The 20,597-nt window shown below is 56.8% G+C and carries 22 protein-coding genes; 9 read left to right on the top strand and 13 right to left on the bottom strand.

All coding sequences use genetic code 11. The annotated features are described in order from the left end of the window. The 8 genes from QZ517_RS14745 to fabD form a co-directional block, all read right to left on the bottom strand. Positions 1-552, bottom strand: a 552-nt coding sequence (locus QZ517_RS14745) for a phage portal protein (RefSeq protein ID WP_294228184.1), incomplete at its 3' end; no start/stop codon positions are given. Positions 553-682: 130 nt separating this feature from the next. Continuing rightward, entirely contained in the window at positions 683-2,056 is a 1,374-nt protein-coding gene (locus QZ517_RS14740) for a terminase family protein (RefSeq protein ID WP_294228186.1), read from the bottom strand. 783 nt (positions 2,057-2,839) lie between these two features. Then, positions 2,840-3,991, bottom strand: a complete 1,152-nt coding sequence (gene mltG, locus QZ517_RS14735; protein ID WP_294228182.1) for an endolytic transglycosylase MltG — start codon at positions 3,989-3,991, stop codon at positions 2,840-2,842. Beyond that, positions 3,991-5,250 carry a beta-ketoacyl-ACP synthase II gene (gene fabF, locus QZ517_RS14730; RefSeq protein WP_294228180.1) on the bottom strand — a complete coding sequence of 420 codons (1,260 nt, stop codon included), beginning with the start codon at positions 5,248-5,250 and terminating at the stop codon, positions 3,991-3,993. Before fabF ends, mltG begins: the two co-directional genes overlap by 1 nt. A 222-nt stretch (positions 5,251-5,472) precedes the next feature. Further along, entirely contained in the window at positions 5,473-5,706 is a 234-nt protein-coding gene (locus QZ517_RS14725) for an acyl carrier protein (RefSeq protein ID WP_058240599.1), read from the bottom strand. A 230-nt stretch (positions 5,707-5,936) separates the two neighbouring features. After that, positions 5,937-6,674, bottom strand: a complete 738-nt coding sequence (gene fabG, locus QZ517_RS14720) for a 3-oxoacyl-[acyl-carrier-protein] reductase (protein WP_294228178.1) — start codon at positions 6,672-6,674, stop codon at positions 5,937-5,939. An 11-nt stretch (positions 6,675-6,685) separates the two neighbouring features. After that, positions 6,686-7,294, bottom strand: coding sequence for an alpha/beta hydrolase (locus QZ517_RS14715; RefSeq protein WP_294228176.1), 609 nt, complete (start codon positions 7,292-7,294; stop codon positions 6,686-6,688). Continuing rightward, positions 7,291-8,229, bottom strand: coding sequence for an ACP S-malonyltransferase (gene fabD, locus QZ517_RS14710; RefSeq protein WP_294228174.1), 939 nt, complete (start codon positions 8,227-8,229; stop codon positions 7,291-7,293). Before fabD ends, QZ517_RS14715 begins: the two co-directional genes overlap by 4 nt. A 224-nt stretch (positions 8,230-8,453) precedes the next feature. Here fabD and QZ517_RS14705 point away from each other — a divergent pair, with 224 nt between their 5' ends. Together QZ517_RS14705 and QZ517_RS14700 are read left to right on the top strand one after the other, a co-directional pair. After that, positions 8,454-9,653: a cytochrome b/b6 domain-containing protein gene (locus tag QZ517_RS14705; protein WP_294228172.1), complete on the top strand. Its 1,200-nt coding sequence runs from the start codon at positions 8,454-8,456 to the stop codon at positions 9,651-9,653. A gap of 182 nt (positions 9,654-9,835) precedes the next feature. Next, complete coding sequence (locus QZ517_RS14700) at positions 9,836-10,432, top strand: hypothetical protein (protein ID WP_294228170.1); 597 nt, start codon at positions 9,836-9,838, stop codon at positions 10,430-10,432. 60 nt (positions 10,433-10,492) lie between these two features. Here the strand turns inward: QZ517_RS14700 and QZ517_RS14695 are convergent, their stop codons facing one another. Next, on the bottom strand, positions 10,493-11,074 hold the full coding sequence (locus tag QZ517_RS14695; protein WP_294228168.1) for a YceI family protein: 582 nt from the start codon (positions 11,072-11,074) through the stop codon (positions 10,493-10,495). 175 nt (positions 11,075-11,249) lie between these two features. Beyond that, on the bottom strand, positions 11,250-11,744 hold the full coding sequence (locus QZ517_RS14690; protein ID WP_294228166.1) for a hypothetical protein: 495 nt from the start codon (positions 11,742-11,744) through the stop codon (positions 11,250-11,252). Between the two features lie 332 nt (positions 11,745-12,076). Here QZ517_RS14690 and rpsF point away from each other — a divergent pair, with 332 nt between their 5' ends. From rpsF to QZ517_RS14660, 6 genes are all read left to right on the top strand, one after another. Continuing rightward, positions 12,077-12,433, top strand: a complete 357-nt coding sequence (gene rpsF, locus QZ517_RS14685; RefSeq protein ID WP_283425036.1) for a 30S ribosomal protein S6 — start codon at positions 12,077-12,079, stop codon at positions 12,431-12,433. 25 nt (positions 12,434-12,458) lie between these two features. Then, positions 12,459-12,686, top strand: coding sequence for a 30S ribosomal protein S18 (gene rpsR, locus QZ517_RS14680; protein WP_081531369.1), 228 nt, complete (start codon positions 12,459-12,461; stop codon positions 12,684-12,686). Positions 12,687-12,698: 12 nt separating this feature from the next. After that, a complete protein-coding gene (rplI, locus tag QZ517_RS14675; RefSeq protein ID WP_294228160.1) occupies positions 12,699-13,325 on the top strand; it encodes a 50S ribosomal protein L9 in 627 nt (208 codons plus the stop codon). 156 nt (positions 13,326-13,481) lie between these two features. Next, complete coding sequence (locus QZ517_RS14670) at positions 13,482-13,955, top strand: lytic transglycosylase domain-containing protein (protein WP_294228157.1); 474 nt, start codon at positions 13,482-13,484, stop codon at positions 13,953-13,955. 70 nt (positions 13,956-14,025) lie between these two features. Then, the gene (locus QZ517_RS14665) at positions 14,026-14,484 is read left to right on the top strand and encodes a hypothetical protein (RefSeq protein WP_294228155.1); all 459 of its coding nucleotides are present in this window, start codon (positions 14,026-14,028) and stop codon (positions 14,482-14,484) included. A 3-nt stretch (positions 14,485-14,487) separates the two neighbouring features. Next, the gene (locus QZ517_RS14660; RefSeq protein WP_294228153.1) at positions 14,488-15,723 is read left to right on the top strand and encodes a biotin/lipoyl-binding protein; all 1,236 of its coding nucleotides are present in this window, start codon (positions 14,488-14,490) and stop codon (positions 15,721-15,723) included. A 47-nt stretch (positions 15,724-15,770) separates the two neighbouring features. On the opposite strand, the gene QZ517_RS14655 is transcribed toward QZ517_RS14660, so the two are convergent. The 3 genes from QZ517_RS14655 to QZ517_RS14645 form a co-directional block, all read right to left on the bottom strand. Continuing rightward, on the bottom strand, positions 15,771-16,184 hold the full coding sequence (locus QZ517_RS14655) for a DUF1330 domain-containing protein (RefSeq protein WP_294228151.1): 414 nt from the start codon (positions 16,182-16,184) through the stop codon (positions 15,771-15,773). A 143-nt stretch (positions 16,185-16,327) separates the two neighbouring features. Further along, entirely contained in the window at positions 16,328-17,662 is a 1,335-nt protein-coding gene (tig, locus tag QZ517_RS14650) for a trigger factor (RefSeq protein ID WP_294228149.1), read from the bottom strand. Between the two features lie 281 nt (positions 17,663-17,943). Further along, positions 17,944-19,065: a porin gene (locus QZ517_RS14645; RefSeq protein ID WP_294228147.1), complete on the bottom strand. Its 1,122-nt coding sequence runs from the start codon at positions 19,063-19,065 to the stop codon at positions 17,944-17,946. Positions 19,066-19,892: 827 nt separating this feature from the next. Between QZ517_RS14645 and QZ517_RS14640 the strand changes: the two genes are divergently transcribed. After that, positions 19,893-20,597: BapA prefix-like domain-containing protein (locus QZ517_RS14640; protein WP_294228146.1), on the top strand; the 705-nt coding region annotated here is incomplete at its 3' end.

The raw sequence follows: 20,597 nt of genomic DNA, 5'->3' as shown, positions 1-20,597 counted from the left end.
CCCGTAGTGATCGTCTTGTGGGTGGAATGTCTTGACGTGGCAGATTGGAGAAACCTCCCCCACCGCAAACCGGTGTTTGCGCGCACCCACCGCGTACTCATAGCCTACGGGCCACCCGTCCGCGCCCGGTAACACGCTCATCCGATCTGAGCGCAACACATGCAGCTCTACGGGCGCGCCACTATCACCGCCCACAGCCTCAACATATCCATCACCAGACAGCAACACCTGCCCGTAAAGCGCTTCAAACAGCTCCGCTTGTCCTTGTGCCGCGTTAGGCGCGGTCAACAACTTCAACACCGGATGTGTCTCAAACCGTTGGCGATGATCCTGCAACACCAACGGCAACGCCGCCGCGGCTTCGGCAATCATACGTACCACACGAAACCCCACCGGATTTGCCGCAAACCCCGTACGGGTCAAAGACACCGTATCGCGCGGGCTCCAGGCCACCCGACCAGAACTGTGATAGGCCACAACCTTGCCTGTCGCGCTGGCCTTTGCCTGAGGTGCCGCCTCTGGGGCCTTCTTCTGCAAAAACTTCCCTAGCATGCTCTGCCGCTCCCGGATCTCTGTGCCGCCGCTTTGGCGACCTGCTCATCTCGTTCGTCCGCTTTGGACACATCCAGTTCTGAAGGTTTTGTCTTAAATTGACCCTTTCCCACCGTGCGCCGGTGTTGCCTTACAACTCCCGCAGCCTCGGACGACGCCAATGCGCAGACGGTTCCACAATCAACTCATGTAGGGCCCAGACCAGCGCATCCACCCGATCCGGACTGCCTGAGCCGACAAAGCCCTGCGCCGTCATCAAACACATCTGATCTTCCAGATCCCCAAGCCCTGCCCGATGAAACACCCGTCCCTGTTCGTAAAGCGCTGCCACCGGCTCCGCCCGCGCCACCTTCCCGCGGCTGGCCCGCACCGCTCTATAAGGCACCAGCGGATCCACTTGGTTGATCACAGATTGCACCAGATCCCCGCCCTGATTGACCTCCGCCACCAGCCGATCCGCGCCCCAGCTCTCCATTGCCGTCAACGCCACCCGCGCCCAGGCATCAGGCGTCGCCGCTCGCACAGTTGCGTCATCAAGCACATACGCCCGCCAATCTTGCACCGGGCCTTGTGTGACCGCTCCAACCACAACAATTCCACACTCATCGCTTCCCGCGTGCCCAGTCACCGGTGGGTCCACCGCCACCACAATCCGGTCCATCTCCGGCAACTCGTCACACCGCAACGCATCCAATTGCGCGCGGGTCCACAACGCGCCCTCCGCGTCCTCCATCAAGACCCCCTCAAGCTCCTGGCGCCCCAGTCGCGTTCCTGCGTAACGGGCCTCCACCTCTGCAAGGAAACTTGCCGCCAGATTGGCGCGATTGGCCTGCGTTGGTGCGCTGGTTTGTACTGTTTTCTCGCCCTTCAGAAGCCGCTTTAAAACACCCACGTTGCGCGGCGTTGTGGTCACCACCTGTTGTGGATTGTCCCCCAGTCGCAGCGCAAACTGCAACATGTCCCATGTCGCTTGTCCGTTCCGCCATTTCGCAAGCTCGTCCACCCAAGCGGCATCAAACTGTGGCCCCCGTAAACTCTCCGGATCATGCGCCGAAAACGCCTGCGCCACCGCCCCGTTTGGCCACACCAACCGTCGCCGTCCCGCCTCCCAAACCGGACGCCGATCCGGCGGCGCGCAGGCAATCAAGCCACTCTCACCAAAGATCATCACCTCACGCACCTGATCGATGGTTTCCCCCACCAAGGCCACCCGTCGTGCACATCCAGAATCCTGCGGTTTGGCGCCTTCAACCATGGAGCGCACCCATTCTGCCCCGGCCCGTGTCTTACCCGCGCCACGCCCGCCTAGGATCACCCAAGTCTTCCAATCGCCATCTGGCGGCAGCTGATGCGGCAAAGCCCAGAATTCAAACAAAAAGGGGAGCGCCAAGAGCTCCCCTTCCGTCAGACTGTCCAAAAACTCACTCTGAACCGCGTGCGGTTCGGAGGCGATCCAAGCGGCGCCCGATCGAAGATCGCGCCGCTTCGAGGTCAAGTTGGGAATGTCCTTCTGGACTGTTAGTTGCGGAACGCTGGTCAATGTCTCTCTCCACCAATAGCGCCAATCGCATGCACTGCCGCACCTGTGCCAAAACCTGACTTCCCGCCGCAGTGGCCTCTGGACCATCGCGATGCAAAGCGATCCTGACCCGCTCCAATTCCCCAGTCACCCGCCGCAACATCAGCTGCAAAGCGTCCAGTTCATGATCTAGCGCGCGTCCACCCGAAGGCGTAAAATGTTGTGTCATTGTTGCTCTTTGCCTCTCATGCGCAGTTGCCCCTCCGCACAAGCCACACCTGACGCCACTCCAACCGAATTGGATCAAAATACCCGCCCTACGTGTGCTCCATACAAACAACCTCTAACACAAAAACCTGATAAAAATCAATATTATGTTAGTTTTCAATTGGTTAACCGGCCGACCTCGGCTGTTGCATGCAGGTGAAACGCAGTGTTTCCAAACCGGACCTCTATCGCCCAATTTGCGCCCTTATCGAAACCTAAACCTTTCTGTGGTGGTGTATTTTTGATGATTTTAAGGGGACTATGATGCGTATTGCTGCCAATACTACGCCGTCCTGGCCGATCAGAGTGTCGCTGGCTGTGGCGTGCTTCTTTGGCACGGTTCAAGCGGGACCAGCGTCTGACAGCGTCAGCTCGACGTTCCAATTGCCCCCTGAGGTCCACTCAGAGGTGTTGCCCGACCAAGCCTGGTGAAATCACATCAGCTCAAACAAAAACGCGGCGCCAGTAGCGCCGCATTTTGTATTTAAACTCTGGCCCAATCTATTGATTGGCCCGTTCCGCCTCGATCTTGCGCCAGGCTGCCACGTTTTGGTTGTGCTCAGCCAGCGTCTCAGCAAACGCGTGCCCCCCGGTGCCATCCGCCACGAAGAAGATGTAAGGCGTTGTATCCGGGTTGGCCGCCGCCTCCAGACTTGCACGGCCTGGGTTAGCAATAGGCGTCGGCGGCAGCCCTTCGATCACATAGGTGTTCCATGGGGTCTCGCGGCGCAACTCACTCTGACGCAGCCCTCGACCCAAAACGCCGACACCTTCGGTCACGCCATAGATCACGGTTGGGTCAGTCTGCAAACGCATGCCCCGGTTCAAACGGTTGGTGAACACACTTGCCACCTGACGGCGTTCTTCCGCCACCCCGGTTTCTTTCTCAATGATCGACGCAAGGATGAGCAACTCATACGGCGACAACAATGGGACGTCCGCAGCCCGACTCTCCCAGGCCGCCGCTACGAGGACTTCCTGTGCGCCCTGCATCCGGTCAATCACGCTTTGCCGTGTGTCTCCAACCCGAACCTCGTAGCTGTCCGGCGCAAGGCTACCTTCATCTGGCCGTTCAATCTCGCCACTCAACAGCTCAATGCTGTTCAGCGTGTCCATCACCTGCCAACTGGTCACCCCTTCGGCCACGGCAATGCGATAGCGCGTGTCCGCCTCGTTGCGCACACGGGTGTAATCCGCAGGGGTTTCGTCTTCCGCCGGGCTAAACGCCGCCACTTCAACAAAGCTGCCAGTCGCTGGGTCAAGCTCACGCACCTGCACCGTCTTGCGGGTCACACCAATCCGGTAAACCACCTCGGTGCCACAGGTACTCGCACCGCCACGGGTGACAATGTCGACAATCTCTTCCATCGACGCACCCGCTGGCACCAGGAACGCACCGGCTTTGAGTTTATCCGCCTTGTCTGAGTAATCCGCACCCAAACGGAAGAGAGTTCCATTTGCAATTGCACCTTTACCTTCAAGGTCTTGCGACACACGGCTCATGTTAGAGCCAGACTGCACCCGCACACAGACAGGCTCGGTCAACGGGCCCTCTGCGCGATAAGTCGATTGCCCAAAAAGGATGACGCCCCCCAGAAGGAAGAGCGCCACAATTAGGAAAGTCAGTGCGTTAGACGCAACAGAGCGCCACATTAATCGACCTTTCCGAAGATCACGGACGCATTGGTGCCGCCAAAGCCAAAGCTGTTGGACAACGCCACATTGATCTCACGCTCCACCTTTTTGTTGGGCGCCAAATCAAGCGGGGTTTCTACAGCTTGGTTGTCGAGGTTGATAGTGGGCGGTGCCACCTGATCCCGGATCGCCAGGATCGAGAAAATCGCTTCAATCGCGCCCGCCGCGCCCAACAGGTGCCCGGTCATCGACTTAGTTGAGGACATGGTCACTTTGCTGGCGTGTTCGCCCAACATACGCTCCACCGCACCCAATTCGATGGTATCTGCCATTGTGGAGGTGCCGTGAGCATTGATGTAGTCGATGTCTTTTGGCTCAAGACCCGCCTTTTTCAGCGCAGCCCGCATAGAGCGTTCGCCACCTTCACCAGTCTCGCTTGGCGCCGTGATGTGATAAGCATCCCCGGACAAGCCATACCCCAGTACTTCAGCGTAAATCTTTGCGCCGCGCGCTTTGGCGTGCTCATACTCTTCCAGCACAACAATACCGGCACCCTCGCCCATGACAAAGCCGTCACGGTCCGCATCATATGGACGGCTGGCTTTGGTTGGATCGTCTGCGCAGCCTGTGGAAAGCGCCTTACAGGCATTGAAGCCTGCAATGCCAATTTCACAGATTGCCGCTTCGCCACCGCCCGCAACCATCACATCTGCGTCATCGGACGCAATCAAACGGGCCGCATCACCAATCGCGTGCGCACCGGTGGAACAGGCGGTCACAACCGAGTGGTTAGGGCCTTTAAAGCCGTATTTGATGCTCACCTGACCAGAAATCAAGTTGATCAGCGCGCCAGGAATAAAGAACGGTGACACACGACGCGGGCCTTTTTCGGCCATCAGAAGCGTGGTTTGCTCGATCGACTGCAAGCCGCCAATGCCAGAGCCAATCATCACACCAGTGCGCTCAAGCGACTCGGTGTCCTCAGGCATCCATCCACTGTCTTCCACAGCCATCTGAGAAGCCGCAGCACCATACAAAATGAAGTCGTCAACCTTGCGACGCTCTTTTGGCAACATCCAGTCGTCTGGATTGAACGTGCCATTGGTGCCATCACCATACGGCACTTCACACGCATATTTGGTGGTGACCCGTTCAGGATTGAATCGGGTGATGGTGCCCGCACCGGACTGACCGTCCAGAATACGAGTCCAGCTTTCTTCCACACCGGAAGCCAATGGAGTGACGAGCCCAAGCCCGGTGACAACAACACGACGCATTTTCTATGCCCTTCCTCAGAAGTCTTTTGCGGGTTCATACCCCGCTTCACCCCTAGGGGGCAAGAGCGGCCAACCCACACCTTGGCCTCTTGCGCGCATCTGCGCCCGATTTAGGCCTTTTCTCAGCGGTAGCTTCTTGCCCCGCCAAAGCAAAACGCCCGCCTCACCAAAGAGACGGACGTTTGAAACGCTTACTCACCTGCAAATTGCAGGATCTCCGGCTTAGGAAGCTTCGGAGATGAACTTGACGGCGTCGCCAAAGGTCTGGATGGTTTCGGCTGCATCGTCCGGGATCTCGATGCCGAACTCTTCTTCAAAAGCCATAACCAGTTCCACGGTGTCCAGGCTGTCTGCGCCCAGATCGTCAATGAAGGAAGCTGCTTCAACAACTTTGTCTTCTTCCACACCCAGGTGCTCTACAACGATCTTTTTTACGCGGTCTGCGACGTCGCTCATGTCAATTCCTCATTCGTATTGGGCATTTTGGCCCGTTTGAATTCCCGCCCGCGCGGGCGGGTTCGATTTGTGCCCCATAAATGGGACGGTTTTGCTCCGGCTGAACCGGAAGGTCTCCGTCCACCCCTCAAGGCACCCGGAAAATACTCGCCGCCTATAACACATCCGCTTCACAACGCAAACGCTTTCCCCGACGACAATTGCGGCGCCCTATCGGACGCCGCGAAGGCTTACAACATGGCCATGCCACCGTTCACATGCAAGGTCGACCCGGTCACATAACCGGCTTCCGGGCTGGCCAAATACAGAACAGCCGCTGCGATCTCTTCCGCAGACCCCATACGCGCCGCAGGAATCTGCTTGTTGATGGTCTCTTTCTGATCGTCGTTCAGCTTGTCGGTCATCGCGGTAGCAATGAACCCCGGCGCAACCGCGTTGGCGGTGATGCCACGGCTGGCCACTTCATACGCAATGGATTTGGTCATCCCAACTAAGCCGGCCTTGGAGGCGGCGTAGTTCACCTGACCAGGGTTGCCGGTGGCGCCCACAATCGAGCTCACGTTGATAATCCGACCCCAACGGGCTTTCATCATCGGACGCATCACTCCCCGACACAGGCGCATGGCGCTGGTCAGGTTCACGTCAATCACACTCTGCCACTCATCGTCAGACATGCGCATGAAAAGTTGGTCCCGCGTGATACCGGCGTTGTTCACCAGAATGTCGACGCTGCCCATGGCGGCAATCGCTTGCTTTGGCAGTGCATCCACCGCCTCACCATCGCTCAGGTTACAGGGCAGCACATGTGCGCGTTCACCCAATTCAGCCGCCAATGCCTCAAGCGGCTCCACACGGGTGCCAGACAGGCCAACGGTTGCGCCCGCAGCGTGCAAGGTTTTTGCAATCGCGCCGCCAATGCCACCTGATGCACCGGTGACCAGTGCGGTTTTTCCAGTCAGATCAAACATATTTGTCTCTCTCAGTTTCTCACAACAGGCTGTGTCAAAAGCCCATATTTTTCAATCTCTGCGGCGCTCATCACGTGTGTTTCTTGCACCGGCGCCGCCTCAAGGGTGAACCAGTAAAACGCATCACTGCCCAGCATCCGCTTGGTGTAGCTCACATAACCCGCGTGTTCCGGATCCGATTTCGGCAGATCGCGCCCCTGAAGGTTTCCGACAGCCCAGCTGTGAACACCGATGACCGCACCATTTTCCATGCTGCGCTGCACTCCAGCCAAAAACAGATCTGACCCACCGGAGTGAATCTCACTCTCTGCTGTCACATGTGTATCCAGCCCCAAGTCCCGCACCCGATGGCCCAATTGCAAATTGACCTCATCATCAACCGACCCCGGAATTTCCAACAACACCAAACGTGTCACATTGGGATGATCGGCCATGGCCTGTTCAAATGCCACCAAACTGCGGCTGTTCAACGTGCCATTCACTAGCAAATCGCCACCATCTGCTTCGAATTCAATGGTATCCGTCGCATTGAGGTAGGCCACCTCCAGTTGCACACAGCCCGCAAGTGCCGCCACCCCAAGGGCCGCAACACCGCAAACTGCAACAAAGCGTCGGATCAAGACAGGCTCTCCACCGCTGCCTTTATATCTTCAGGCGTGCCCACGGCGCGCACCACATTGCTGCGATCAACTTTGCGGATCATGCCAGATAACGCTTTGCCTGCACCAACTTCCCAGAACTCGGTGATGTCATGTGTGCCCATGTGCAGTACCGATTCGCGCCAGCGAACAGAGCCTGTTACCTGAGCGACCAGAAGCTTGCGAATTTCACCTGGGTCATTCAATCCCTCAGCAATCACATTGGCCACAACCGGAACTGCCGGCTTGGCTATATCAACACTTGCCAACGCGGTTTCCATGACGTCAGCAGCAGGCTGCATCAACGCACAGTGGAAAGGCGCACTCACCGGCAACATCACAGCGCGGCGTGCGCCTTTTGCTTTGGCAATCTCTGCAGCCCGTTCCACAGCTGCTTTGTGACCGGACACCACAACTTGGGTTGGGTCATTGTCGTTGGCCGCCTGACAGACTTCACCCTGTGCGGCCTCTTCAGCAACCTCTTGCACGGCGGCAAAATCCAGGCCCAGAATGGCCGCCATCGCGCCCACGCCCACTGGCACGGCTGCCTGCATGGCTTCCCCACGGGTGCGCAACAAACGCGCCGCGTCCGCAATGCTCAAAGCCCCAGCCGCCGCCAATGCAGAGTATTCACCAAGTGAATGCCCGGCCACACAGGCCGCCGCCTCAATGGTCACACCTTCCGCTTCCAGAGCTTTCATCGCCGCCAGCGACGTTGTCATCAGCGCAGGCTGGGCATTGCGCGTCAGGGTCAACTCGTCCTGGTCACCTTCCCAAATCAACGTGCTGAGTTTTTCCCCCAGAGCCGCGTCAACTTCGTCAAACACTGCTTTGGCCTCTGGGTAGGCATCGGCCAAGGCTTTGCCCATGCCAATGGTCTGAGCACCCTGCCCCGGAAATACAAATGCACGCCTCATGATCGGCTCCCCTATCTTTTCTTTCGCCCGGAATAACGCGCACAGCCCCCGTACGCAACGTCAATAGACTTCCGCGCGCCGCCCCTTTCCTTCGCATGAACGCGCAAAAATCCGCCCAAACCGCAGATCTCTGCGCATCAATGCACAACTCGGGTGCACCACCGCCAGTTGCTTTGCGTGGCGACACCCCCCAATCTCAACCCAACATTTCCAAGAGGTTTCTCATGTCCCGCAGCAACACTGCTCTCCGCTACGGCTCCGTCGCCAAAACCTTCCACTGGCTCACGGCCTTGCTGATTCTGTCCGCGCTGATCTTGGGCTTCATCGCCTACCGCGCCCCTTATGACGACAGTGCCCAACTGGCGTTCAAAGCCACGCTTTTCTCCGTGCATAAAACCGTGGGCCTCACCGCCTTTTTCACTGCACTTCTGCGCATCCTCTGGGCCTTCACCCAGCCGCGCCCCAAACTGCTCAACGGCGATCACGGATTGGAAGCCTGGGCCGCGGAAACGGCCCACTGGGTGCTGTACGGCTCCATGGTGCTTGTCCCGCTCACCGGCTGGACACACCATGCCGCGACCACCGGATTTGCACCAATCTGGTGGCCCTTTGGCCAGTCCCTGTTCTTTGTGCCCAAAGACCCGACCATCGCAGCCATCCTTGGCGGAGCGCACTTCCTCTTCATGATTGTGCTGGTCCTGACCCTGCTGGCCCACATCGGCGGCGCGTTGAAGCACTTCGTCATCGACCGCGACAAAACCCTGCAACGCATGTTGCCTGGCCACACCGACTTGCCTGAACCGCCAGTGAAACAGCCCGGCCATGTTTTCCCGGCAATGACCGCCGTCGCCGTCTGGGCCGTCGCTCTTGTGATTGGCGCCAATGCGGGCCTTTTCACCTCCGAAGAACGTACCGACACCGCCGCGCTCGCCGAAGTCTCTTCCGAGTGGCAGGTGCAATCCGGCACGTTGCAAATCGCAGTGCAGCAATTTGGCGCGGAAGTGACTGGTGAATTCTCCGATTGGACTGCCGAGATTGCCTTCTCCGAAGAGCCAACCGACGGCAAACACGGCACGGTCGCGGTGACCATCAACATCGGCACACTGACGCTTGGCTCTGTCACCGACCAAGCCCTAGGGGCAGACTACCTCAATGCCACCGCCTTCCCAACGGCGACCTATACCGCCGACCTCCTGCCCGCAGACACCGGCTATCTCGCCAAAGGTACGCTGACCATCAACGGCCACGCGACCCCCATCGACCTGCCCTTTGAGCTGGCGCTGGATGGCGACACCGCTGAGATGACTGGCACCGTGTCGCTGGACCGCCGCGCGTTCCATGTGGGCGACGACATGACCGATGAAAGCTCGCTAGGTTTCGGTGTGGATGTGAATGTGGCGCTGACGGCCACACGTGGCGAGTAAGCGACGCAGTTTATTGAATTCAACCAGATGAGGGCCGGTGCACCAATGCACCGGCCCTTTTCAATGTGCAAATCGGGAGCGGGTGTCGCAGCGGACCAAAGACGAAGAGACCTCCTAGAGGTTTTTTTCATGCTATGCGATCGTGTATCTCACGAAGGTTCACACGCAGGAAATCACCGAACATGAAAATCTACGCTCTCCCATTTTTGGTTCTTCTGGCCGCTACGCAACTCTCTGCCCGCGAACTCATCGGTGAGGCCCGCGTCGACGACCAGCCCGTACTTATTTACGATGACGGTTTCTGGCGGTTCGACGATGCAGGAGGCGAAATCTGTACCGATGCAGGCAAGCACGGAAAAGTTTGCGCGTTGCCATCCCACTGGTCTCGCCTGCCGCAATTGGACATGACAAATGGGGCGCGCCCGACCTTCATTCATGATCAAATCCAAGCCGAGTTCAGTGTCTTACAACATTGGGGCAATGAAGACCTCACGCTGGCTGACATGACCGCTTTTATTCGCAGTAAAACAACCTATAGCGGCCTCAACGCGACGTTACTTTCGTCTACAGAATCGTCAATTGGCGAATTTCAGGGGGGACATGTTGTGGTTCAAGCTGGCGCACAAGGCGTACTCGCTTTTACCTTTGCGTTTCAGAATGGGCGGTTTCTCATCGCGCAAACCCGAGAACAAAACACCACGCTCTATCACAGTGGTCACAAGCGCGCGCATCAAAGCTTCGTAGATGCGCTTAGACCTGCAGCCTTTGAACGCCCTTGATTAAACAAAAAAGGGCCGCCCAACCGGGCGACCCTTCTCCGTGAGTGATGGGCGTTGGGCTTACTCAGCCTTCATTGCCTCTACAGAAATCTGCACAGTGACTTCGTCGCTTACATATGGCGCAAAGTTGCCCACATCAAACTCGGTGCGCTTCAATGTGGTGGTGGCGTTGAAACCCGCCCAAGGTTTTTTCGCCATTGGGTGTTCGCTCGCAGTGTTCAGCTGCGCGTCCAGCACAACCGACTTGGTCACACCGTTGATGGTCAGATCACCGGTGATGTTCGCGGTGGTGTCACCGGTCACTTCAATGCTGGTGGAGGTGAAGCTCACCAACTCATCGTCGCTGGCGTCAAAGAAATCCGGGCTCATCAGGTGCGCGTCGCGCTTTTCCCAACCGGTCCACATGGATTTCACCGGCATAGACACAGCCACAGAGCTGTTGGCTGGATCCTCCTGATCAAACATGATCTCGCCTTCAAAGCCGGAGAACAGACCCCAGGTCGTGGAGTATCCCAGGTGATTGTAAGAAAACAGGATTTGGCTGTGGCCGGAATCCAGCATGTATTTTTCCGGCGCCGCAAAAGCTGGGGAAGCGGAAGCAGCAGCAAAGGCAAGGCCAGCGGCAAGAAGGGTGCGTTTCATTGGGCGTCTCCTGAAGACAAGATTAATTTCTGATGGAACCAATGTGCCCATTCAACGCTGTGCGGCAATTCGCAGTAAACCCACATATTCTGTGCATCCGTGAACAATCGCGTGATCACCCAGCAAAAAGGCCGCACAATCGGCGGCCTTCAGTCTCGGTTGCGCAGGTTTTTGCTCAGCTTGGCAAAATTGACTGGCTGCGCAACTGTGCAATGGCATCCAATCTCGCGTGATTGCCATCGATCGGCAACGTCACCATGGCGTCGCCTGCCGTATCCATCACCATCAGAGAGGAATCGCTGACATCCACGCGGCCAATCTCATCATAGTTGATCGCCTGCAGCACATGCTTGCGCCCACGTGGCAAACCTTCGTAGACCAGCAGTTGCTCGTTGCGTTCGTCAAAGTGCAGTTCTTTGCGCGGCTTATCGGTGGCAACCTGAGTCATGCCCACGCCGCCGGTCACCAAAAGGATCGACACACCCATCTTGGCCAAAAGGATCGCCGGTGTCAGGTCCGGGCCCGGCATCAACCAAAGCCCCACCCCGGCCGTGATAAACGCACAGCCAAACACCATCGACGAGGCGCGCACGGACAGCGACGGGCGCTTGCCCTCAACCCGTGTCACACAAGACCGTGTCTCATTTGCAAAATTGGTCAGCGCCACCATAATCCCACTCTCCTAATTGCCCCTTTTGGGCCCTTATCTCAACGGCTTCTCCACCGGTTGCTCAGACCTTCGGTGTGAAATCGGGCAGGAATGCGGCGGATTAACGAAATCCTCGTGCCCATTGCCCTTGTTGTGTTGGCGTTTTTGCGCCATCACAGACCCGCGCAAAAACCTTGGTTAACCTTACACACAAGGCTTGCGCTCCCCCCAAATTCGGCTATACAGCGCCATCCTTTTGCAAAAGCTTGAACCGCGCAGTCTCTCGTGGGTGGGGGCAGAAGGACTGAGAAACCCCGCTCTTTGAAATGCGCCTATAATTGAATGGAGAGCACATGCCACTGTATGAGCATGTTTTCATCTCGCGCCAGGACCTGTCCAACGCGCAAGCCGAAAGCCTCGTGGAACACTTCAGCACTGTTGTGGCTGACAACGGCGGGTCCGTTGTTGAGTCCGAGTACTGGGGCGTCAAAACCATGGCCTACAAAATCAACAAGAACCGCAAAGGCCACTACGCCTTCCTGAAGACCGACGCGCCATCCGCCGCGGTTCAGGAAATGGAACGCCTGATGCGCTTGCATGATGACGTAATGCGCGTTTTGACCATCAAAGTTGACGAGCACCCTGAAGGTCCGTCGATCCAGATGCAGAAACGTGACGAGCGTGACAACCGTCGCGAACGCCGCAACTAATCACCTTAAGAGAGGACATTAAGTTATGGCTGCAAAACCATTTTTCCGCCGTCGCAAAGTCTGCCCTTTCTCGGGTGAGAACGCGCCGAAGATCGACTATAAAGACACCAAGCTGCTGCAACGCTACATCTCTGAGCGTGGCAAGATTGTGCCTTCGCGCATCACAGCCGTGTCCGCCAAGAAACAGCGTGAGCTGAGCCGTGCAATCAAACGCGCGCGCTTCCTCGCACTGCTTCCATACGCCGTGAAGTAAGGAGAGACTGACATGCAAGTTATCCTTCTGGAACGTGTGGCCAAGCTGGGCCAAATGGGTGAAGTTGTTGACGTGAAGCCGGGCTTTGCTCGTAACTTCCTTCTTCCCCAAGGCAAAGCGCTGACCGCCTCCAAAGCGAACATCGCCTCCTTCGAAGCGCAAAAAGCGCAACTCGAAGCGAACAACCTGGAAACCAAAAAAGAAGCCGAAGCGATGGCAGAGAAACTCAATGGACAGCAGTTCATTGTGATTCGCTCCGCGTCTGACGCTGGTGCCCTGTACGGCTCCGTCACCCCGCGTGACGCCGCTGATGCAGCCACAGCCGCTGGTTTCACCGTTGACAAGAAACAGGTTGTTCTGGCCAAGCCGATCAAAGACCTGGGCCTGCACACAGTACACGTACTGCTGCACCCAGAGGTCGACGTGACCATCGACATGAATGTGGCGCGCTCTGAGGAAGAAGCTGAGCTTCAGGCCTCCGGCAAGTCCATTCAGGAACTGGCCGCGGAAGCAGAAGCTGAAGCAGAATTCGAAATCGCCGAACTGTTCGACGATATCGGTGCTGCAGCGTCTGACGACGACGACGATTTCGCTCCTGCTGCGGCCGAAGCTGAAGAAGCGCCTGCCGAAGAGCAGTAAGGCCTTCACCGCGAAGAATTCGCAGAGCCGCGTCCGGGTGCACCTGGGCGCGGCTTTTTCTTTGCGCATCCGCAAGATACCGCGCATCTTGCGCGGAGACTTTCCCTTCCTCATCGCAAAAGCCATACTGACGCCAACCAATGTAGTGGAGGCCTCATGTCCCGTTTGTTTACCCGCCGTACCCTTTTCGCGATGCTGGCCAGCCTTCCGCTTGCCACCTGTGGCCGATCTGAGCCAGAGGCCAAGCCCTTTGATCCGCCGCTTTATCCCAACGAAACACCGGAGCTTCGGGCTCTGATCAACAAATGGGCTGACCACTACGAAGTGCCACGTGATCTGGTTCACCGTGTGATCATCCGCGAAAGCACTCACCGTCCCTGGGCCACCAACGGTCCCAACATTGGCTTGATGCAAATCCAACTGCCCACAGCGCGCGGCATGGGCTACAAAGGCGGCCGCCAGGGCCTACTGGACGCGGAAACCAACCTCACCTACGCCGTAAAATACCTGCGTGGCGCTTACATGGTGGCCAAAGGCAACTATGACCGATCGGTGTTCCTCTACGCCAAAGGGTACTATCCGGAAGCCAAGCGTGCGGGATTGTTGAAAGAAACCGGCCTCGCCCCATGAGCCACCTTGGCATGTGAACTGCGCAACGGTAATCTGCCCTTAATTGTACCCCTTCAATTAAGGACCATCCGTGTCGACAGAATCCGCCGCCGGCCTCCATCCCTTGGCCCCGTCTCACCTCCCCAGTTTCATTTCCGACGCCACCGGGGCCGATCCAATGATGACCAACGTCGCCATTTTTGTCGTTGTTGTGGTCTTCCTCGCCGTTACATTTTTCCTACATCTGCACTCCCTGCCGGAAAAGCTTGCCCATCAGGTCGGTGCAAACCAGTTGCAGATTGTCGGCGTGCTCGCCTTGATCGCCTTGTTCACCCACAACAATCTATACTGGGTGGCCGCGCTGATGATTGCACTCATCCAAATCCCGGACTACGAGACACCCTTGGGGCGCATTGCCGCTGCACTAGAGGCACTCAAACAATCGCCTTCGGACCGAAGAAGCCCTGCGGTTCCAGATGACAATGCTTCGGTGGCTGCCGAAGCAATTGAGGTCGACAGGCCCGCCCCCAACAAAGAAGCGGAGGCGTGATCGATGCTTGAATTCCTCGCCTGCTCTATGCTGACCATTCTGCCCGACTATCTGTTCCGCCGCTTCTGGCAGGGCAAACATCTTGGCAAGGATATCACTTTGTTTTCAATGTGGTACGAGCTTCGCTACGGGCTCAGCGCTTGTTTCATCCTCACCGTCAGCCTGATCACGCTGATCTTCTACTTCCACCCGTCCACAACCAGCGTCTCCTCCTACTTCCGCACGGTCACGCTGCTCTCTGAAACGCCGGGCCGCGTGGCGGATGTCATGGTCAAGAACAATCAATCGGTCAAAGCCGGAGATCCAATTTTCAAACTCGATGACAGCAGCCAGCGCGCTGCGGTCGCCACCGCACGGGCAGCGATCTACGAGGTGGACGCCGCAGAACTTCTGACCACCGATGACCTGCGCGTCGCGGAAGCCAATCTGGATGCCTCCGAAGCCGCGTTTGAACAAACCAAAGACGAGTTTGAGCGTAAAAACACGCTGTATCAGGAAAACTCTCCGGCTGTGACTGTGCGCGAAGTGGAACGCCTTGAAAATCTGATTCAAGAACGTCTGGCAGCCGTGGACTCCGCCCACTCTGCTGTAGAATCCGTCAAACACCGGCTGGAAACCCAAATCCCAGCTCAACACGACAGCGCTGAAGCCGCCTTGCATCAGGCTGAGGTTGAGCTGGCCAAAACCATTGTCTACGCCGGCGAAGACGGTCGTGTTGAACAGTTTGGCTTGCAAGTTGGCGACTATATCAACCCAATCCTGCGCCCCGCAGGCATTCTGGTGCCATCGCACAGTGGGCGTGGCCGGTTTCAGGCAGGTTTTGGTCAGCTGACCGCGCAAATTTTGCACCCCGGCATGCTGGCCGAAATGTCGTGCCTGTCCAGCCCGATGCGCGTCACACCTATGGTGATTGTCGCGGTTCAAGACGTCATTCCCGCGGGTCAAATCCGCCCCAGTGACAACCTGCGCGACCCACAGGACAACAAACGTCCCGGCACCGTCGTCGCATTTTTGGAACCGCTCTATGAAGGCGGCGCCGATCACCTTCCTCCAGGGAGCCAATGTGAAGTCAACGCCTACACCAGCAACCACGAACGGTTGCAGGATCCTGACATTGGCACTGGAGAGTTTGTCGCCCTGCATGTGATCGACACGGTTGGCTACGCGCACGCCTTGATCTTGCGCTTCCGAGCCATCCTGATGCCGTTTCGGGTTTTGGTTTTCTCCGGCGGACACTAACCCCCCTCATCCACGCAAAAGCCCCGGACTTTTCGCCGGGGCTTTTTTTATGCGCCGAAGTTCCCGCCCAAATCTTTGGGGGCCATTCGGATCAATCGACTGTCCTCCACCGCAGCCTGCCGATGTTCCACGGCCGCGCGGTACTCCGGATACTTATGCATGGAGGTAAACGCCGCCACGCTGGGATACTCGGCAATGAAGCACAAATCCCATTGTTTCTCCGGCCCAATCAGCATCTGCTCCATGTCACCGCGCCAGATGATCTTACCACCGAGCTTGGCAAATGTTGCCATGCTCTCGCGCCCATAAGCCGCATAAGCCTCCGCCCCGGTCACCTCGCGCCCGTCGGCATACTCTGCCTTTGCGCGCAGCTTGACAAGATTCAGCATGTGCACCGGCCCCTCCCGGTCATTGGCTTTGAATGCCTCGTAGCCGGCCTTGTCGAATGTTGTGTATCCCATAGGTGCTCCTCCTCAGCTTGAAACGCAGCAAAGCACACAGCGCAAACAGGTCAACTCTGCCGCCCCGTCACTTCGGCGGCACAACAAAAAAGGCCGCCCCAAACTGGAGCGGCCTCTCACTGTCCCGTTAACGGGGGTTGGACTTATTCTTCGTCCAGTGCCTCTACGGCTTTTTGCAGGTCGTCTTTGGAGACCTCTTTGTCTGTCATCTCAGCCAGTTCAAAGACATAGTCGACAACTTTGTCCTCAAAGATCGGCGCGCGCATCTGCTGCTGCATCTGCTGGTTCTGCTGAACAAATTCAAAGAACTGACGCTCTTGACCCGGGTACTGACGTGCCTGGTTCATGATCGCTTGGGTCATCTCAGCGTCGGTCACTTCAACCTCGGCTTTCTGACCCAGTTCTGCCAGCAGCAGGCCCAGACGTACGCGGCGCTCGGCCAGTGCGTTGTGCTCATCAGTTGGCTCGATTTCTGGGTGGTCGTGGCCTTCCACCTCAGGGTTTTCTTCGTGCCACAGCTGGTGTGCAATCTGGCCAGCTTCAGCTTCAACCAGGCTTGGTGGCAGCTCGAAAGAAACCAGCTTGTCCAGCGCGTCCAACAGGCCACGCTTGGTTACAGCACGTGCTGCGCCAGCATATTCCGCTTCCAGACGCTCAGTCACCTGAGTCTTCAGACCAGCCAGGTCTTCGGCACCAAATTTGGTGGCCAGCTCGTCGTTGATTTCCGCAGCAACCGGCTCTTTCACGTCTTTGATGACGCAAGAGAACACAGCCTCTTTGCCAGCCAGGTTTTCAGCGCCGTACTCTTCTGGGAAGTTTACGGTCACGTCTTTTTCTTCTTCGGCTTTCACGCCAACCAGCTGCTCTTCAAAGCCTGGGATGAACTGACCGGAGCCCAGCACCAGTGGGAAGTCTTCGCCGGCACCGCCGTCAAACGCTTCGCCGTCGATGCGGCCCACGAAGTCCATGACAACCTGGTCGCCGTCTTTGGCTTTGGAGCCTTTCTTGCGGGCTTTGAAATCCTGCGCGGTTTCAGCCAGGTTGGCCAGCGCTTCGTCAACATCCGCTTCGGCTGCTTTCACAACCATTTTTTCCAGCTTGATGCCTTTCAGGTCAACGTCTGGAATTTCTGGCAGTGCCTCATAGGACATCTCGACTTCAACGTCGTCGCCTTCTTTCCAGTTTTCGCCGTCTTTCATCTCGACTTTTGGCTGCATCGCAGGGCGGTCACCGGACTCTTCGAAGTGCTTGTTCATCGCACCGTCGATGGTTTCCTGCATTGCTTCACCCAGCAGACGCTCGCCATACTGTTTTTTCAGAAGCGGCATAGGCACTTTGCCTTTGCGGAAACCTTTCATTTCGATTTCCGGCTGTGCTTCTTTCAGCTTGTCGTTCACAGTCGCGGTCAATTCAGCTGCTTCCACCTTGATGGTGTAGCCGCGTTTCAGACCTTCGTTCAGCGTTTCAGTAACCTGCATCGGGAATCCCCATAAGTAGCGGCGCGCGACACAATGAGTCCGCGCGCAGTCGAGAAAAATTTGTGCTCTTCTAGTGCTCCCTGCGGTGCGGCGCAAGGGTCATTTGCCCTCAAAACACAGGATCTGAAGCCCCATTCAAACAATCCCGTAACCCAGCCATCAAGAATACTTGCCGGATCACATCCTTACCCGCCTCAACAGTCCCCAAGTGACCACCGCTGCGCTCATACAAAAAAGGCGACCCAAGGGCCGCCTTTTGATGATTTTTCCATCCTATCAGATCAGAAGTGCCAGCGCGCCCCAAGCATATAGGCGTCAACGTCATTGTAGACGGTGCCGGTGTTCACGTCATAGCTGTGCTGGTGGTAGCTGAAGAACAAATCCATATTGGCATTGTCGAGCTTCTGTACCGCCTCAAAGCCATAGCTGACCGATTTGTCCCCAGTAACCTCAACCATGTCGTTGCCGCGATATGCGTCAACCGACAGGTGGGTGCGACCAAAGCTGAACCAATCGCGCTGATAGCCCAGCTTTGCATACACATAGTCACTCTTGCGGCCACTATCCCGATCGTTCTGGCCAAGCGTCACAGTCCCACTGATGCCGGTTGGATTGTGCAACGCACCAACAGACCCAACCACCGACTTGGAGTCATCTGACGCACCGTCTGTTTCCGCATAGGACAAGGTCGCCCGCAACGTTGTGTCACCAAGATCCGCACCATAACGCAACGCGACATCATAGAAATTGGTGTCATCATTGTCTTTCAGGATCTCTGTACCTGCCGATGCAGAGACAACAAATCCACCAAAACTTGGTGTGTCATAGCGCACACGGCCTTTGCGGCCGCCATCAAAGTCTTTGAACACATCACCAATGGATGGACCAGGTGTGGTGCTGCCAGACCTTGGCTGGAAGGCAAAACCGCCTGCGGTATCGGCCACGGCAACCGTACCGGACAAATCTGTGCCAGACAGGTCAGTGCCGCCGGAAATACCATCCGCCGCCATAGACCCCTGCCCCAGATAAAACGTCCCAAAGCGATCCGTCTCATAAATCGCTTCAAACTTACGAATGTCGGTCTTATCCCAATCAAAGAAATCGTCACTGGACGTCATGCTCAAGCTCGACGTTCCCCGAAGACCCAAGGCGGTTTCAAAGTTGAACTTTAGAGTCCCGCTACCGGTGCCCATCTCATACCAGGCGCCAATCCGGCTTGGGGCGTTGCTGTTGTCACTGAACTCATTGCGACGCTCAACGCCATCATCAACACTGGTCACTGCGCCGTTCAGGGAGCCATAAAACCGGAAGCCCTCCTGCGCCGACGCCGCTGACGTCATCGCCACACTGCCAACAATCAAAGCCGCTGGGGCGGCCCATACAGAGTGTTTTATTCCAACCATCATCTGTCTCCATTTACCCCCTTGTTCGATTTGGGGGTTTGCCAATCACCTGAAATTTTCTGCACGACCAGCCAACCTCAGGTATCCACTCATTAGCCAACTGCTGACACAAATTGATCTTTCGCTTTCTGCTCACGCCACTCACAGCGCAAGCCAACAGTTGACCCGTTGCGGTCTAGGCCGCTCACGTCCAAATGACAAACCCGTCAACCGGCTGATATTAGCCGATAATAAGCACCTTTTTGCACAATGTCACAAATTCGCAGTTTTTTGGCGGGATCTCCCGGCGCAACTAAGGGGAAAATACTGCCGTTTTTCTCGTTTCCCGAGGAATTTCAACCTCATAGAAATCAAGAGGTGGAAACGCTTTTGTCGCAACCCCTCAATCGGCTTCTTTTCGCCGATATCCGCCACTTGCCAGCGCAACACGCACGGAAACAGAAAAACCAAAACACCCACGTATCGGCGCCGGACTGCGCCCTCCATCAATGCCAGGTCCGACTGACTCAATCAACCTAAAGGAGATTTAATGTCCCCCTCGGCATCACCGCCTAAATTTTAATCACCACCCAAAATCTGCCACAATTGATGTGTGCTACACCTAACGCACCCACTAATGCTTGAGCGCAACCACTAGATTCCCACAGGAATTCGCAACAATGGCATCTGCTTACAAATATCAGTCAAAACCGTTGTCCAAAAACTACGAATTCCCTTAGTTTTATACAAATGTGGCAAAAAAGTGATTGGCTTACGCACCCGTCACATTTATAGTCTTAACAAATCAAACAAGGGCAAAAGCCCGATCAACCTAGAGCGGTAAATACATGAGTAGTTTTAGTTATGCCGTCCGCGGTACGGACGGAGTTGTTGTACGCGGTCAAACAGCAGAAGCAGCCAATGGTGTTGTTGCAGTCCAGCAAGCCTCGCAAATCTCCCTGAACCTCTCCCCCTCAGAAGTCGCCGGCTACGTGAATGACGGCGGTGATCTGGTGATTCACTTGGTGAGCGGCGAAACCATTACGCTTGAGAATTACTTCTCCGGCGATGAGCGTGAATTGCTGCTGTCCAAAGACGGTCAGGTACAGATTGTCGAATTGGGTGACCCGATCAACGACCAATACTTTGCTCAGTATGACACCGCCTCCATGACCGACAAATGGAGCGAGTACGACCAGCTGGCTTTCCTTGATCTGGAACGCGTGGAGCCGGTTGTGGCCCCTCTTGTAGCTCCGATCGCAGGTTTGGTCCCCGGTCTTCTGGGTGTTGGCGGCGCCGCAGCCGTGGCTTCTACGCTTGGCGACGGGGATGACGGAACCGGAAGTGATAATGACGGCGACGGTTCGGATGGCGACGGAAGCGACGATGATGATGGGGACGACGGTGATGATGGCGACGACGGCGATCCGGATGGGAACGACGGCGACACCACAATCACGCCAACAGTAGACGACGCCGATGTGCCACGTTTGGTAGGCGGCACCGGCGACGACAGCGTGACAATCACCGGCACCGGCGCGCCCGGTTCCACC

The organism is uncultured Shimia sp. (assembly GCF_913054185.1).
In the GTDB taxonomy this organism is placed as follows: Bacteria; Pseudomonadota; Alphaproteobacteria; order Rhodobacterales; family Rhodobacteraceae; genus Shimia.
The sequence above is the reverse complement of the archived record's forward strand: the minus strand, read 5'-3'. Positions and strand labels throughout refer to the sequence as shown.

What these genes read in the sequence shown, in the direction of transcription:
- mltG (WP_294228182.1), bottom strand. Translation starts at nt 3,991, where the DNA reads ATGTGGCGCTCTGTTGCGTCTAACGCACTGACTTTCCTAATTGTGGCG.
- fabF (WP_294228180.1), bottom strand. Translation starts at nt 5,250, where the DNA reads ATGCGTCGTGTTGTTGTCACCGGGCTTGGGCTCGTCACTCCATTGGCT.
- QZ517_RS14725 (WP_058240599.1), bottom strand. Translation starts at nt 5,706, where the DNA reads ATGAGCGACGTCGCAGACCGCGTAAAAAAGATCGTTGTAGAGCACCTG.
- fabG (WP_294228178.1), bottom strand. Translation starts at nt 6,674, where the DNA reads ATGTTTGATCTGACTGGAAAAACCGCACTGGTCACCGGTGCATCAGGT.
- fabD (WP_294228174.1), bottom strand. Translation starts at nt 8,229, where the DNA reads ATGAGGCGTGCATTTGTATTTCCGGGGCAGGGTGCTCAGACCATTGGC.
- QZ517_RS14705 (WP_294228172.1), top strand. Translation starts at nt 8,454, where the DNA reads ATGTCCCGCAGCAACACTGCTCTCCGCTACGGCTCCGTCGCCAAAACC.
- QZ517_RS14700 (WP_294228170.1), top strand. Translation starts at nt 9,836, where the DNA reads ATGAAAATCTACGCTCTCCCATTTTTGGTTCTTCTGGCCGCTACGCAA.
- QZ517_RS14695 (WP_294228168.1), bottom strand. Translation starts at nt 11,074, where the DNA reads ATGAAACGCACCCTTCTTGCCGCTGGCCTTGCCTTTGCTGCTGCTTCC.
- QZ517_RS14690 (WP_294228166.1), bottom strand. Translation starts at nt 11,744, where the DNA reads ATGGTGGCGCTGACCAATTTTGCAAATGAGACACGGTCTTGTGTGACA.
- rpsF (WP_283425036.1), top strand. Translation starts at nt 12,077, where the DNA reads ATGCCACTGTATGAGCATGTTTTCATCTCGCGCCAGGACCTGTCCAAC.
- rpsR (WP_081531369.1), top strand. Translation starts at nt 12,459, where the DNA reads ATGGCTGCAAAACCATTTTTCCGCCGTCGCAAAGTCTGCCCTTTCTCG.
- rplI (WP_294228160.1), top strand. Translation starts at nt 12,699, where the DNA reads ATGCAAGTTATCCTTCTGGAACGTGTGGCCAAGCTGGGCCAAATGGGT.
- QZ517_RS14670 (WP_294228157.1), top strand. Translation starts at nt 13,482, where the DNA reads ATGTCCCGTTTGTTTACCCGCCGTACCCTTTTCGCGATGCTGGCCAGC.
- QZ517_RS14660 (WP_294228153.1), top strand. Translation starts at nt 14,488, where the DNA reads ATGCTTGAATTCCTCGCCTGCTCTATGCTGACCATTCTGCCCGACTAT.
- QZ517_RS14655 (WP_294228151.1), bottom strand. Translation starts at nt 16,184, where the DNA reads ATGGGATACACAACATTCGACAAGGCCGGCTACGAGGCATTCAAAGCC.
- tig (WP_294228149.1), bottom strand. Translation starts at nt 17,662, where the DNA reads ATGCAGGTTACTGAAACGCTGAACGAAGGTCTGAAACGCGGCTACACC.
- QZ517_RS14645 (WP_294228147.1), bottom strand. Translation starts at nt 19,065, where the DNA reads ATGGTTGGAATAAAACACTCTGTATGGGCCGCCCCAGCGGCTTTGATT.